We start from the raw sequence: 13,924 nt of genomic DNA, 5'->3' as shown, positions 1-13,924 counted from the left end.
AGAGCCGGCTATAGGCCGGCTCTCTTCATTAGCGCCTTCTCCACAGCCTGCTTTCTTTAAGCATTCGTTAACCACGTTTTTCACAGGAATGCAGTGATTTCAAACATGCCGTAACGCGATGCACAAACCATCCGTTGACGCAAACCGGGATTCGCGTACTATATCTAGTGTTCAAGGTTCCTTCGATTCGCTAGGGATCGCAGGCTAAGATGGGAATACGGTGCGTTTTGCCATGAGGGCAAAACAAGGCCGGAGCTGCCCCCGCAACTGTAAGCGGCGAGCAACTGTCCGATTTCAGGTCACTGAGGCATGAAGCTTTGGGAAGGCTGGGGGCAGGGTGCTTCGACCCGCGAGCCAGGAGACCTGCCTTGAACTAGATGTCCACGGGCGGGGTGTCCGGAAGGTCGCGTATGTATGAGGCGGATGAAATCCGCAGCTGTTGCGCTGCCCCCGAACGTCCGCATGAGAACTTCGGGGTTGAAGTTATGTCGAGAATATCAAAGCCGCTGCCCGCGCAAATCCCGCGAGGGGTCGAATTCGGCGTGTAAAGCGCCAACCTTGCCAGATCAATATCAAGCGTTGCCTCGGACGCCGCAAGGCGCCCGATCCCAGTATTGCGTCCGGAATCCATTGAAATCACGAGGAACATGATGAGCGTTACCGTTTACAGCAAGCCTGCCTGCGTACAGTGCACCGCTACCTACCGCGCCCTCGACCGTCTGGGCGTCGACTATCAGATCATCGACATTTCCGAAGATGCCGATGCGCTCGATCGTGTGCGCGGCATGGGCTACATGCAGGTTCCGGTCGTCGTTGCCGGCGACAGCCACTGGGCGGGTTTCCGTCCCGATATGATCAGCGCACTCTCCTGATCGGAGAAGAGCGATGGGCCTGATCGTCTATTATTCCAGCCGGTCCGAAAATACCCATCGTTTCGTCGAGAAGCTGGGACTGCGTGCGGCGCGCATTCCCCTCGGCGCTGAAGACGTCCTCATTCACGAACCCTATGTGCTGATCTCGCCCACCTATTGCGGCGACGGCGGCCCCGGGATCGTAAAGGGAGCCGTGCCCAAGCAGGTAATCCGTTTCCTCAACGATGCGGAAAACCGCTCCAACATCCGCGGCGTGATCGCAGCGGGCAACAGCAATTTCGGCGAGACCTACGGGCTTGCCGGCGACGTGATCTCGCAGAAGTGCCAGGTGCCGTACCTCTACCGGTTCGAGCTTTTGGGGACTGCTGAGGATGTCGCCAATGTCAAAGACGGGATGGGACGATTTTGGACACGGGAACAAATCTGACGCGGGATGCGGGCGCAAAACCGCTAAAGGCAGCAGACGCGCTGGATTATCACGCGCTGAACGCAATGCTGAACCTCTACGATGAGCAAGGCAAGATCCAGCTCGACAAGGATCGCTTTGCGGCCAAGCAGTATTTCCTGCAGCATGTGAACCAGAACACGGTGTTCTTCCATAATCTCAGGGAGAAACTCGATTATCTGGTGACCGAAGGCTATTACGAGCAGGAAGTGCTCGACCAGTATTCCTTCAATTTCGTCCGCGACCTGTTCGACGAAGCCTATGCCAAGAAGTTTCGTTTCCCGACCTTCCTCGGCGCCTTCAAATATTACACCAGCTACACGCTTAAGACCTTCGACGGTAAACGCTATCTGGAGCGCTACGAGGATCGTATCTGCATGGTGGCGCTGGCTCTTGCCGAAGGCAATGAGCAGCTTGCCCGCGATCTGGTCGAAGAGATCATCACCGGCCGTTTCCAGCCGGCAACGCCGACCTTCCTCAATGCCGGCAAGAAGCAGCGCGGCGAGCTCGTTTCCTGCTTCCTGCTGCGTGTCGAAGACAATATGGAATCGATCGGCCGTTCCATCAATTCGGCGCTGCAGCTTTCCAAGCGCGGCGGCGGTGTGGCGCTGTCGCTGACGAACATCCGCGAGGCCGGTGCGCCGATCAAGCAGATCGAAAACCAGTCTTCCGGCATCATCCCCGTCATGAAGCTGCTCGAAGACTCGTTCTCCTACGCCAACCAGCTCGGTGCTCGGCAGGGTGCGGGTGCCGTTTATCTCAACGCCCATCACCCTGACATCATGCGCTTCCTCGATACCAAGCGCGAAAATGCCGACGAGAAGATCCGCATCAAGACGCTGTCGCTCGGCGTCGTCGTGCCCGACATCACCTTCGAGCTCGCCAAAAACAATGAGGATATGTACCTCTTCTCGCCCTATGACGTGGAGCGGGTCTATGGCGTGCCCTTCACCGAAATCTCGGTGACGGAAAAGTACCGCGAGATGGTGGCGGATGCCCGTATCACCAAGAAGAAGATCAAGGCGCGCGAATTCTTCCAGGTGATTGCCGAAATCCAGTTCGAGAGCGGCTATCCCTACATCATGTTCGAAGACACGGTGAACCGGGCAAATCCGATCGCCGGCCGCATCAGCATGAGCAATCTCTGCTCTGAAATCCTGCAGGTCAGCGAAGCCAGCATCTTCAATGACGACCTTTCCTACAAGACGATGGGCAAGGATATCTCGTGCAATCTCGGCTCACTGAACATCGCCATGGCGATGGATTCGTCCGATTTCGGCAAGACGATCGAGACCTCGATCCGCGCGCTGACGGCCGTTTCCGACATGAGCCATATCTCGTCGGTGCCGTCGATCGAGAAGGGCAATGATGATAGCCACGCGATCGGCTTGGGACAGATGAACCTGCATGGGTACCTCGCCCGCGAGCGCATCCATTACGGTTCGGAAGAAGGCATCGATTTCACCAATATCTATTTCTATACGGTGACCTATCACGCGATCCGCGCCTCCAATCGTCTGGCGGTGGAGCGTGGAGCGAGCTTCAAGGGTTTCGAGAATTCGAAATATGCCTCGGGCGACTATTTCGACAAATATACGGACCAGGAATGGAAGCCGGCTACCGCGAAGGTTCAGGCGCTGTTCGATGATGCCGGCATTCATATCCCGACACAGGAAGACTGGCTGGAGTTGAAGAAGGCCGTGATGGCTTCGGGCCTCTATAATCAGAACCTGCAGGCGGTGCCGCCGACGGGCTCCATCTCCTACATCAACCACTCGACCTCCTCGATCCATCCGATCGTTTCGAAGATCGAGATCCGCAAGGAAGGCAAGATCGGCCGCGTCTACTATCCGGCGCCGTTCATGACCAACGACAATCTCGACTACTATCAGGATGCCTACGAGATCGGGCCTGATAAGATCATCGACACCTATGCGGCGGCCACTCAGCATGTCGACCAGGGCCTGTCGCTGACGCTGTTCTTCCGCGATACGGCAACCACGCGCGACATCAACCGCGCCCAGATCCACGCCTGGAAGAAGGGCATCAAGACGATCTATTACGTCCGCCTTCGCCAGATGGCGCTGTCCGGCACCGAGGTGCAGGGTTGCGTTTCCTGCACGCTCTAACCGACCGGAGATAATGATGAACATGCAATTCAAACCGGTCAGCCGCGTGCGCGCCATCAACTGGAACCGCATCGAGGACGACAAGGATCTCGAAGTCTGGAATCGGCTGACCGGCAATTTCTGGCTGCCGGAAAAGGTGCCGCTGTCGAACGATATTCCCTCCTGGGGGACACTGACGCCGGCCGAGCAGCAGCTGACGATCCGCGTCTTCACCGGGCTGACGCTGCTCGACACGATCCAGAACGGTGTCGGCTCCGTCAAGCTGATGGCGGATGCGGTAACGCCACACGAGGAGGCGGTGCTTTCCAACATCTCCTTCATGGAGGCGGTGCATGCGCGCTCCTATTCCTCGATCTTCTCGACGCTCTGCCTGACGCCTGACGTCGATGACGCTTATCGCTGGTCGGAAGAAAACGAATTCCTGCAGAAGAAGTCGGCGCTGATCATGGAGCATTATGCGTCCGGCGATCCCTTGAAGAAGAAGGTCGCAAGCGTCTTCCTCGAAAGCTTCCTCTTCTATTCTGGCTTCTATCTGCCGATGTACTGGTCGAGCCGGGCCAAGCTSACRAACACGGCCGACMTGATCCGCCTSATCATCCGCGACGAGGCCGTGCACGGCTAYTATATCGGCTACAAGTTCCAGCGCGGACTTGAAAAACTCTCCGAAGAGCGCCGCCAGGAGATCAAGGACTTTGCCTTCGACCTGCTGCTCGAGCTCTACGACAACGAAGCGAAATATACCGAAGCGCTTTATGACGGCGTTGGTTTGACTGAGGACGTCAAGAAGTTCCTGCACTACAATGCCAACAAGGCGCTGATGAACCTCGGTTATGAGGCGCTGTTCCCGGCCGAAGCCTGCAAGGTCAATCCGGCGACCCTGTCTGCCCTTTCACCGAATGCCGATGAGAATCACGACTTCTTCTCCGGCTCCGGCTCGTCCTACGTCATCGGCAAGGCGGTGGCGACCGAGGACGAAGACTGGGATTTCTGAGGTTTATCTTTACGAAGCCTCTTATCATTCGGTCCGCTATCGCCCACATTCAGCGCGGTGTATTCGTTGAATGTGGCGTAGCGGGAGTTTTTATGAGGCCCTCTTTCGAAGCGACTGATCCGGCAAGTGAAGCTGCCGAAGGCGTCTGGCCAATCCGCAGGCGCCGAATTCTCGATTGGCTGATCAACGAGACCCGCAACGAGCGTTTCATCGACAATATCCTGGTGGAGATGTGCAAGCGGCTGCTGGCAGCCGGCGTGCCGGTGAACCGGTCGAGCTTGCATTTCCGCACGAACCATCCGCAATGGATCGGCGCTCGCATCCTGTGGGTGGAAGGCATGGAAGAGGCGAAGATCGACACCTTTGCTTACGGGGTGGAAACCACGCCGCAATTCCTCAATAGCCCGGTCAACGAGATCCACAAAGGCGCCAACGAGGTGCGGAAGAACCTTGAGGATTTATGGGAGGGCGACGACTATCCCTTCTACCAGGAACTGCGCGACGACGGCTATTCCGAATATATCGCCTGGCCGATCGATCATACGTTCGACAAGCGCCACGTCGTTACGTTCTCCACCAATAGGCCAGGCGGTTTTACCGGCGAACACGTGGATTTCCTGCGCGATCTGCTGCCGGCTCTCACTCTCGTCAGCGAGATCCGGCTCAAGAACATCATGGCGCGCACGCTGCTGCAGACTTATGTCGGGCCGCATGCGAGCGAACAGATTCTCTCCGGCGTCATCACCCGCGGCAGCGGCACGACCGTCGGCGCGGCGATCATGATCTGCGACCTGCGCGATTTCACGGCGATCTCCGATCTCTGGCCGCGCGATGACGTGATCCAGTTGCTCAACGACTATTTCGATGCCATGTCCGATCCGATCGAGCGGCATGGAGGCGAAATCCTGAAATTCATGGGTGACGGACTGCTTGCTATCTTCCCGCTGTCGAAGCCTTCGGCATGCGAGGATCTGCTGACGGCGATCCGTGAAGGGCAGGAGGCGATGGCGAAACTGAATGAGCAACATCAGCGTTTGGGACGTGATCCCCTGCGATACGGCGTCGGCGTCCACGTCGGTGACGTCATGTACGGCAATATCGGTTCGCGTCGGCGGCTGGATTTCACCGTCATAGGCCCGGCAGTCAATGTCGCTTCGCGGCTTGAAACCTTGACCAAGGAGGTCAAGCGGCCGGTGCTTCTGTCGCGCGCTTTCGTTGAGATGGCGACCTGCACGGAAGAGATGGACAATCTCGGCACCTTTCCGCTGCGCGGGCTCGGGGAGCCCGTCGAAGTCTTCGCCTTCCGCGAGAAGCCGATAAACGGTCGTGACGTGGCTTAGAGCCTTTCCCGAAAGGCTCTAAGCCACCGGAAAATTGATCTGCGGTGGTAAGAGCAGGCTCTGGCTCTCCGCTGCCGGATTGCTGATGCGCTGAAGAAGCATCTGGCCGAGATGTTCGCCAGCTTCCACCAAATCTTCATAGATGGTTTCGATCTTCGGCTGAAGATGGGTGATGAGATGTGAGGTTTCCTTGGCGACGATGTCATAGTCCTCGGCCAGGACGTGGCCCGCATCACCCATGGCACTGACAAGCGCCAGCGCGGAAACCTCGCCCGGGCAGACAAAGCCATCGGGAACATCGGGGGCTGCGGCGCGGGCGCGGAAGAAATCCCTGATCTCGTTGGCCGGTGAATCGAGCGTGACTGCTTCCGATATCTCGTAGGCGACGCCGGCCTCGCGCACGGCGGTCATGAAGCCATGAAGGATGTGCTGGCTGAAGGTCAGCCGCTTCGGCGGCATGACGACTGTGACCTTTTTCCTGCCCTTGGCGATCAGGCGCCGGGTGGCTTCGTAGGCGAAGGCATAATTGTCGTAATCGACGTAAGGGTGCGGTGTCGAAAACTCGGTGCGGCCATGACAGACAAAGGGAAAGCCGACTTCCTGCAGCATCCGCACCCTTGCGTCGAAGGGTTCCGTCCGCGTGAAGATCAGGCCGTCGGCGAAATTGTTGCGAACGATATATTCCGCCGCTTCGAGATCGGTCGTCGACAGGAAGTTCGGGGCGACGACGAGGTGATAGGATGTCTCTTTCAGCACCTTGGCGATGCCGTACATAATGGCCGTGCCGAAGCCGACCACTTCCTGATGCGGGTCGAGAAGAATGCTGATGACGTTGGTGCGTCCTGTCTTGAGACGCTGGGCAGCGCGGTCCGGCAGGTAACCGATCTCGCGGGCAATGCGATGGACGCGCTCGCGCGTTTCGACTGATATTTGCGGTGCGTCGCTGAGTGCGCGCGAAACCGTCGTCACCGCAAGACCGGTCAATGTCGCGATGGTGCGCAAGGTCGGCTTGCCGCGCTTTTGCGCACCATCCGGATTTTCACCGCGTTGCAGTTGGGACGATTCGGTCACTGGGGACATTCCGTGCTGGATCGCGGCTACAATAACACGATGAAACCGGCACGCAATCAATCAATGCAAACGATTTAAATTTTTACAGTTTCTTAGGCGATCAGAAAAAAGGCAAATAAAATCAATATTTATCGGACTAATCATATTTTTCTCGGGAGTCGAGGAAGGACTTGACGTGACCGTGTTTATAACGTTTTAAATTGTTAACCGCGCTGGGAGGTGCGGTGTAGTGTGGTGTTTGGCCGCCCTCACGGCGGAAGACATCGGGGCGGCCGAGGTGGATCTCGCCGCCACTTACGAACGGGAGGATATTCATGCGCAAGTTTTTGAGCTCGGCAGCTCTTGCTGTCGTGATGATGGCTGGTTTCGGCAGCGCTCACGCCGCTGACGTCAAGGAAGTTCAGATGCTGCACTGGTGGACGTCCGGCGGTGAAGCCGCGGCGCTCAACGTGCTGAAGCAGGACCTCGCTAAGGAAGGCTTTGCCTGGAAGGACGTGCCGGTTGCGGGCGGTGGCGGCGACGCAGCCATGACCGCGCTGAAGGCGATGGTTGCCGCAGGTACCTATCCGACCGCTTCTCAGATGCTCGGCTATACCGTTCTCGACTATGCCCAGGCAGGCGTCATGGGCGACCTGACCGAGACGGCGAAGAAGGAAGGCTGGGACAAGTCTGTTCCGGCAGCGCTGCAGAAGTTTTCCGTCTATGACGGCAAGTGGGTCGCAGCACCTGTCAACGTCCACTCCGTCAACTGGCTGTGGATCAACAAGTCCGTCATGGACAAGATCGGCGGCAAGCAACCGAAGACCTTCGACGACCTGATCGCCCTACTCGACAAGGCTAAGGCAGCCGGCGTCATCCCGCTCGCTCTCGGCGGTCAGAACTGGCAGGAAGCCACGATGTTCGACTCCATCGTGCTGTCCACCGGTGGTCCGGAATTCTACAAGAAGGCTTTCAACGACCTCGACGAGGCCTCCCTGAAGTCCGACACGATGAAGAAGTCGTTCGATAACCTCGCCAAGATCATCCAGTATGTCGATCCGAACTTCTCGGGCCGTGACTGGAACCTGGCGACGGCCATGGTTATCAAGGGCGATGCACTCGTGCAGGTCATGGGTGACTGGGCGAAGGGCGAATTCGTAGCCGCCAAGAAGACCCCGAACACCGACTTCCTGTGCTACCGCTTTCCGGGCACCGACGGCAGCGTGATCTACAACTCGGACATGTTCGGCATGTTCAACGTTCCTGACGACCGCAAGGCCGCTCAGGTCGCGCTCGCCACGGCAACGCTGTCGAAGAGCTTCCAGTCCGCCTTCAACGTCGTCAAAGGTTCGGTTCCGGCCCGTACCGACGTTCCGGATACGGCTTTCGACGCCTGCGGCAAGAAGGGTATTGCCGATCTGAAGGCTGCTAACGAGGGCGGCACCCTGTTCGGCTCACTGGCACAGGGCTATGGCGCACCGCCGGCTATCGCCAACGCCTATAAGGACGTTGTCTCGAAGTTCGTCCATGGTCAGATCAAGACCTCCGACGAAGCCGTCAAGCAGCTCGTCCAGGCGATCGACGACGCTCGCTAATCTTCCAATCGATCAAGGCTTTCCCGCACTCTTGCGGGGAGGCCGCAGCCCCTGCGATGCGGGGAGGAGATGATCACATGAGCACAGTTGCGACCACCGATCCGGTCCTGACATCGAAATCTTCAACCCGCACGTCCATTCGCGGCCGGCTGCAGGATGCGCTGCCCAAGATCGTATTGGCGCCGAGCTTTCTGATCACGGTGATCTTCGTCTATGGCTTCATCGTCTGGACGGCTTATCTCTCCTTCACCAATTCCAAGACCTTTCCGTCTTATGCAATTACGGGCGCGCGCGCTTATCAGCGGCTCTGGCGCTGGACCTTCGAAAGCGATCCGCCGTCCTCCTGGTACACATCGATCACCAATATGGGGATCTTTGGTTTCCTCTACATCTTCATCTGCCTGGCGCTCGGCCTATTGCTCGCGATCCTTCTCGACCAGAAAATCCGCGGCGAAGGCATCTTGCGTCCGATCTTCCTCTATCCGATGGCGCTGTCCTTCATCGTGACGGGTGTTGCCTGGAAGTGGTTCCTCGATCCGGGCCTTGGGCTTGAGCAGACGCTGCATCATTTCGGCTGGACGAGCTTCCATTTCGACTGGATCAAGAACAAGGATTTCGTCATCTACACCGTCGTCATCGCCGGTGTCTGGCAGGCCTCCGGCTTCGTCATGGCGATGTTCCTCGCGGGCCTGCGTGGCATCGACGGCGAAATCATGAAGGCTGCGCAGATTGACGGCGCATCGCCCTTCCAGATGTACCGGCGCATCGTCATTCCGATGCTGCGGCCGATTTTCCTGTCGGCCTTCATYGTGCTCGCCCATATGGCGATCAAGTCCTACGACCTCGTCGTGGCACTGACCTCAGGCGGCCCCGGCGGCTCGGCTTGGCTGCCGTCCAACTTCATGTACGAATATACCTTCAAGCGAAATGAAATGGCTGTCGGTTCCGCAAGCGCCATCATCATGCTGATGACCATCTCGGCGATCATCGTGCCCTATCTCTATTCCGAACTGAAGGAGAAGGCGCGATGAGCAGCGTTACCTCTCCCGATATCGCGACCGCGCAAGGCGGCAATAGCGGCCGCTGGGTCGGCCGCGTCATCATCTACGGCCTGCTGCTGATCTTCGCTGTTCTCTATTTGATGCCGCTCTTCGTGATGCTGACGACCTCGTTCAAGACCATGGATGAGATCCAGAACGGCAATATGCTGGCTCTGCCGCAGGCACCGACGCTCGATCCCTGGTTCAAGGCCTGGGGCGAAGCCTGCGTCGGCCTCACCTGCGCCGGTATCAAGGGCTATTTCTGGAACTCGATCAAGATGGTCGTGCCGGCGGTTGCCATCTCGACCATCATGGGTGCGCTCAATGGTTACGTGCTGACCAAATGGCGTTTTCCCGGCCATACGCTGGTCTTTGGGTTGATGCTCTTTGCCTGCTTCATTCCGTTCCAGTCGGTGCTGCTGCCGATGGCGACCATTCTCGGTACGCTCGGCCGTTTCGGTATGACGCTTCAGAACGCGACCGGTTTCAGCTTCGGTTTCGGCAATCCGACTGTGAACCTCGTTTTCGTGCACGTTGTCTATGGTCTCGGCTTCACGACGCTGTTCTTCCGTAATTTCTATGAGGCCTTTCCGACTGAACTCGTGAAGGCCGCGCAGGTCGATGGCGCGAGCTTCTTTCAGATCTTTCGCCGTATCATGCTGCCGAATTCGCTGCCGATCATCGTGGTGACGGTCATCTACCAGTTCACCAATATCTGGAACGACTTCCTCTTCGCCTCGGCCTATGCCGGTACGGGTGACTCCATGCCGATGACGGTGGCGCTCAATAATGTCGTCAATACCTCGACCGGCGTGGTCGAATATAATGTCAACATGGCTGCGGCGATGATCGCGGCCGTTCCTACGCTCATCGTCTATATCCTCGCCGGCCGCTATTTCGTGCGCGGTCTGATGGCGGGCGCCGTCAAAGGGTGATCCATGGCTTTCCTTGAAATTTCCGGTCTCAAAAAGCGCTTCGGCGCCGTCGACATTCTCAAGGGGATCGACCTGGAACTCGAAAAGGGTGGCTTCCTGGTGCTGGTCGGCCCGTCCGGCTGCGGTAAGTCCACGCTGCTCAACACCATCGCCGGGCTGGAAGCGATCACTTCGGGTGAGATCCGCATCGATGGCCGCTCCATCAACGGCTTGCACCCGTCCAAGCGCGATATCGCCATGGTGTTCCAGAGCTACGCGCTTTATCCGAACATGACCGTTGCCGGCAATATCGCCTTCGGCATGGAAATTCGCGGTGTGCCGAAGGATGAGCGCGAGAAGGCGATCAAGCAGGTCTCCGACATGCTGCAGATCGGCCATCTCCTGGATCGAAAGCCTTCGCAGCTTTCCGGTGGCCAGCGGCAGCGCGTGGCGATGGGCCGTGCGCTGGTGCGCAATCCGCAAGTGTTCCTGTTCGACGAGCCGCTCTCCAACCTGGATGCGAAGCTGCGCGTCGACATGCGCACCGAAATCAAGCGCCTGCACCAGCGCATGGGAACGACGATCGTCTACGTCACCCATGACCAGATCGAGGCGATGACACTGGCGACGAAGATCGCCGTGCTGAAGGACGGCGTGCTGCAGCAGTTCGGTACGCCGGCGGAAATCTACAACAGCCCGTCCAATGTCTTCGTGGCAGACTTCATGGGCTCGCCTGCGATGAACCTGCTCAACGCGACCGTCGAAAACGGCGACGGCGGGTTGCAGGTCTCGCTGGAGCGTCCCAATGCCGAGCCGTTGAAGCTACCGGTCAATTCTGGCAGTAACAGCCTGACCGGTTATGCGGGCAAGCAGGTGATCTTCGGCATTCGTCCCGAAGCATTGACGGACCCTGACGGGGCCGACCGCAAGGCGAAGTCGGTCGTTCATGGCGACTGCGCCATCGAAGTCGTGGAACCGGCGGGTTCGGATACGTTTGCCGTCACCAAGCTCGGCGGCAAGTCGGTGGTGGCGCGCCTTGGGGCCGATACCGGCATTCTGCCTGGTCAGAACACCCGCCTTGCCTTCAATCTCGACAAGGCGGTGTTCTTCGATCCCGCCAGCCAGCTCAGGATTGCATAGAGCAATTCCAGCAAAAGTGTGCAGCGGTTTTGGTCCGGAATTGCGTGAAAACAAAGAGATAGAGCATTTCCGTATTCGAAGAAAAACGGAAATGCTCTGTCGGCCGTCAGACGGCCGCCACCGAGAGTGTTACCGGTGCGAAGTGGCTCGATGTCGCTTCGACCGTGATTTCCCCTGTCAAGCCGGTTGCTTCCAGCCAGAAGCCCGTCGTGCCGCCCTGGAGCGGTACGGTCGTCGGGCCGACAATCTTTGCAGGGCCTTTGACGGTCAGCGTTACAGCATCGTTCAGGAAGGGCAGGCGCTGGCCGCGCTGGTCGAGCGCGCGGATGACGACGCGGGTCGTGTCGCGTTCGCGGGCCTTCAGCGTGGTGCTGTCGGGCGCGACTTCCAGTGTGGTCGGCAGCGGATCGGCTGCCAGCGTCAGTCTGGCCACGGGCTCGCCATTGATGAAGCCGGTGAATTCACCGTCGATCCATTCCAGCCCCCAGCGGCCGAGTTCATCCTGGGTGAAATGGCGGTGGTCGAGCACGACGGGCGGATGCGGCAAGTGCGGATAGTTCTCGCGATCCGGACCGATGCGCTTCGTCAGCGAGCCGTATTTCAGCTCAACCTCGTCACAGTTGGTCAGGATGATCAGCGGCAGCACACCGCCGATGCTGCGTTCGCCGCGCGCCCAGAAGGTGACCGGCTTCATGATGATCTCATCCGAAGGGTCGCACTGGCTGGCATAGGCGTAGGCCGCGAATTTCGGTTCGCGGAACATGTCCATGACGCCGTGATAGCAGATGCGGTCGCCGGAGCCGAAATCCTTGTGGGTGTTGTAGTCGAACATGCACCAGCCGATCGCGCCCGAAATATCGGGGTCGCCGTAAGCAGCGTTCAGCACTTCCAGATGGCGGCGCACATGCTCGGCCTGGCGCTGCTCGGCATCATACATCTTGGTGGGATGCATGTGGCCGTTGAACTCGGTGATGATGTAGGGGACCTTGTAGGAGAGGCCGGTATTTTCCTGCTGCCTGCGAAGCGCCGTGCGTGGGCGATTGGCGCCCGGCAATTCCTCATTGCCGAGGATGAAGTCGTTCATCGTATAGACGTCTTCCAGAAGCTCGCTTTCGGTCAGGTAGCGAACGCCGCCGGTCTGGCGCGTGGAATCGAGCTCATGGGCCAGCCGGTTGGTCGCGGTATAGAAGTCGTGGCTGTCGAGCGACTCGTTGATGCGCACGCCCCAGATGATGATCGAGGGATGATTCCAGTCGCGCTCGATCATGCGGCGAACGTTTTCGATGGACTCCCTCTGCCAATCGAGATCGCCGATATGCTGCCAGCCGGGGATTTCTTCGAAGACGAGCAGGCCGATGCGGTCGCACTGGTCGAGGAACCATTTCGACTGCGGATAGTGCGAAGTACGCACGATATTGCACTTAAGCACTTTTTTCATGATGTCGGCGTCACGCTCCTGTGCGGAGCGGCCGGCTGCGTAACCGATATAGGGGTAAGCCTGATGGCGGTTGAGGCCCTGAAGCTTCACGGGCCGGCCGTTGAGCAGGAAACCTTCCGGCGTGAATTTGGCTGTGCGGAAGCCAAAATGGGCGGATGCCCTGTCCGAGCCATGTTCGGTTCTGAGATCGACGACAATTTCGTAGAGCGCCGGGTTTGACAGGTCCCACAGTTCTATGCCCGTCAGTCCGCCGAACGAGAGCGTCGTCACGGAGCCGATCGTTTCACCGGCAGCACTTGCGAGCACGATACCATCGGCACCCTTCAGCGAGGCCGTAATGGTCGCGGCATAGGTCAGGCTCTGTGGATTGGCGACATCAATGCGGACCGTCGCCGACTTCATGTCGGACAGAACGTCATGTGTCTCGATCTTGAGATTGCGGATGGAGACCTTGTCGGTGACCTTCAGCCAGACGTCGCGATAGATGCCGGCATAGGTGAGGTAGTCGATGCGACCGCCGAAGGGCGGGATGGCGGGGTTCTCATTGCCGTCGATCTTGACCGTGATCAGGTTCTCGCCCTTGATCAGTTTGCCGGTCAGGCGGGCTTCGAAGGGCGTATAGCCGTCCTTATGAGCAATGATCTCTTCGCCGTTCAGATAGACGACGCTGTCGGCCATGGCACCATCGAAGAGGATGGAGACTTCGCGGCCTTCGAATTCCGGCAGCCAGCGCAGCACCTTCTGATAGGTGAAGGCGCGCTGATAGCGTTTCTCGTCGAAATAGTTGAAGGGCAGCTCGACAGCCGTGTGCGGCAGGCTGACCATATGGTCGCCGTCGAAAGCCTCGGTCAGGCGCTCGCCAAAACCTTCGTGGAAGCTCCAGGATTCATTGAGGGAAACGACGGAACGCATCTCAGGCTCCCCGGCAGGCGGCAGGGGAGAGGCGGCGCCTGGCAGCGGCGCGTGAAAG

At 58.6% G+C, this 13,924-nt stretch carries 11 protein-coding genes and 1 riboswitch; of the genes, 9 read left to right on the top strand and 2 right to left on the bottom strand.

The window, feature by feature from the left end:
* The first annotated feature begins 157 nt into the window (after window positions 1-157).
* Window positions 158-385, top strand: a riboswitch (cobalamin riboswitch).
* Between the two features lie 265 nt (window positions 386-650).
* From nrdH to AC1DM5_RS10555, 5 genes are all read left to right on the top strand, one after another.
* Entirely contained in the window at window positions 651-872 is a 222-nt protein-coding gene (gene nrdH / locus AC1DM5_RS10575) for a glutaredoxin-like protein NrdH (RefSeq protein WP_037103253.1), read from the top strand.
* Window positions 873-885: 13 nt separating this feature from the next.
* Window positions 886-1,299 (top strand): class Ib ribonucleoside-diphosphate reductase assembly flavoprotein NrdI, encoded by a 414-nt coding sequence (gene nrdI, locus AC1DM5_RS10570; RefSeq protein ID WP_477818095.1) that lies wholly within the window; start codon window positions 886-888, stop codon window positions 1,297-1,299.
* Window positions 1,278-3,446 carry a class 1b ribonucleoside-diphosphate reductase subunit alpha gene (gene nrdE, locus AC1DM5_RS10565; protein ID WP_477818096.1) on the top strand — a complete coding sequence of 723 codons (2,169 nt, stop codon included), beginning with the start codon at window positions 1,278-1,280 and terminating at the stop codon, window positions 3,444-3,446. Before nrdI ends, nrdE begins: the two co-directional genes overlap by 22 nt.
* Before the next feature lie 16 nt (window positions 3,447-3,462).
* Window positions 3,463-4,437, top strand: coding sequence for a class 1b ribonucleoside-diphosphate reductase subunit beta (gene nrdF / locus AC1DM5_RS10560; protein WP_477974958.1), 975 nt, complete (start codon window positions 3,463-3,465; stop codon window positions 4,435-4,437).
* Between the two features lie 92 nt (window positions 4,438-4,529).
* Window positions 4,530-5,777: an adenylate/guanylate cyclase domain-containing protein gene (locus AC1DM5_RS10555; RefSeq protein ID WP_477818098.1), complete on the top strand. Its 1,248-nt coding sequence runs from the start codon at window positions 4,530-4,532 to the stop codon at window positions 5,775-5,777.
* Window positions 5,778-5,795: 18 nt separating this feature from the next.
* Here AC1DM5_RS10555 and AC1DM5_RS10550 read toward each other — a convergent pair whose 3' ends face one another.
* Window positions 5,796-6,848 carry a LacI family transcriptional regulator gene (locus AC1DM5_RS10550; protein WP_477974956.1) on the bottom strand — a complete coding sequence of 351 codons (1,053 nt, stop codon included), beginning with the start codon at window positions 6,846-6,848 and terminating at the stop codon, window positions 5,796-5,798.
* A gap of 314 nt (window positions 6,849-7,162) precedes the next feature.
* Between AC1DM5_RS10550 and AC1DM5_RS10545 the strand changes: the two genes are divergently transcribed.
* The 4 genes from AC1DM5_RS10545 to AC1DM5_RS10530 all read left to right on the top strand — a co-directional run bounded on the left by AC1DM5_RS10545 (window position 7,163) and on the right by AC1DM5_RS10530 (window position 11,516).
* Entirely contained in the window at window positions 7,163-8,422 is a 1,260-nt protein-coding gene (locus tag AC1DM5_RS10545) for an ABC transporter substrate-binding protein (RefSeq protein WP_477818100.1), read from the top strand.
* 77 nt (window positions 8,423-8,499) lie between these two features.
* Window positions 8,500-9,453 carry a carbohydrate ABC transporter permease gene (locus AC1DM5_RS10540; RefSeq protein WP_477818101.1) on the top strand — a complete coding sequence of 318 codons (954 nt, stop codon included), beginning with the start codon at window positions 8,500-8,502 and terminating at the stop codon, window positions 9,451-9,453.
* Window positions 9,450-10,397: a carbohydrate ABC transporter permease gene (locus tag AC1DM5_RS10535; RefSeq protein ID WP_477818102.1), complete on the top strand. Its 948-nt coding sequence runs from the start codon at window positions 9,450-9,452 to the stop codon at window positions 10,395-10,397. Before AC1DM5_RS10540 ends, AC1DM5_RS10535 begins: the two co-directional genes overlap by 4 nt.
* Window positions 10,398-10,400: 3 nt before the next feature.
* Window positions 10,401-11,516 carry an ABC transporter ATP-binding protein gene (locus AC1DM5_RS10530; RefSeq protein ID WP_477818103.1) on the top strand — a complete coding sequence of 372 codons (1,116 nt, stop codon included), beginning with the start codon at window positions 10,401-10,403 and terminating at the stop codon, window positions 11,514-11,516.
* Between the two features lie 106 nt (window positions 11,517-11,622).
* Here AC1DM5_RS10530 and AC1DM5_RS10525 read toward each other — a convergent pair whose 3' ends face one another.
* On the bottom strand, window positions 11,623-13,866 hold the full coding sequence (locus AC1DM5_RS10525; RefSeq protein WP_477818104.1) for a glycoside hydrolase family 2 protein: 2,244 nt from the start codon (window positions 13,864-13,866) through the stop codon (window positions 11,623-11,625).
* Window positions 13,867-13,924 lie beyond the last annotated feature (58 nt).

Source organism: Rhizobium sp. 01T437 (genome assembly GCF_056398505.1).
The sequence above is the reverse complement of the archived record's forward strand: the minus strand, read 5'-3'. Positions and strand labels throughout refer to the sequence as shown.

Coding starts and splice junctions, on each gene's coding strand:
- AC1DM5_RS10555 (WP_477818098.1), top strand. CDS start 4,530: ATGAGGCCCTCTTTCGAAGCGACTGATCCGGCAAGTGAAGCTGCCGAA.
- AC1DM5_RS10535 (WP_477818102.1), top strand. CDS start 9,450: ATGAGCAGCGTTACCTCTCCCGATATCGCGACCGCGCAAGGCGGCAAT.
- AC1DM5_RS10525 (WP_477818104.1), bottom strand. CDS start 13,866: ATGCGTTCCGTCGTTTCCCTCAATGAATCCTGGAGCTTCCACGAAGGT.
- AC1DM5_RS10530 (WP_477818103.1), top strand. CDS start 10,401: ATGGCTTTCCTTGAAATTTCCGGTCTCAAAAAGCGCTTCGGCGCCGTC.
- nrdH (WP_037103253.1), top strand. CDS start 651: ATGAGCGTTACCGTTTACAGCAAGCCTGCCTGCGTACAGTGCACCGCT.
- nrdI (WP_477818095.1), top strand. CDS start 886: ATGGGCCTGATCGTCTATTATTCCAGCCGGTCCGAAAATACCCATCGT.
- AC1DM5_RS10545 (WP_477818100.1), top strand. CDS start 7,163: ATGCGCAAGTTTTTGAGCTCGGCAGCTCTTGCTGTCGTGATGATGGCT.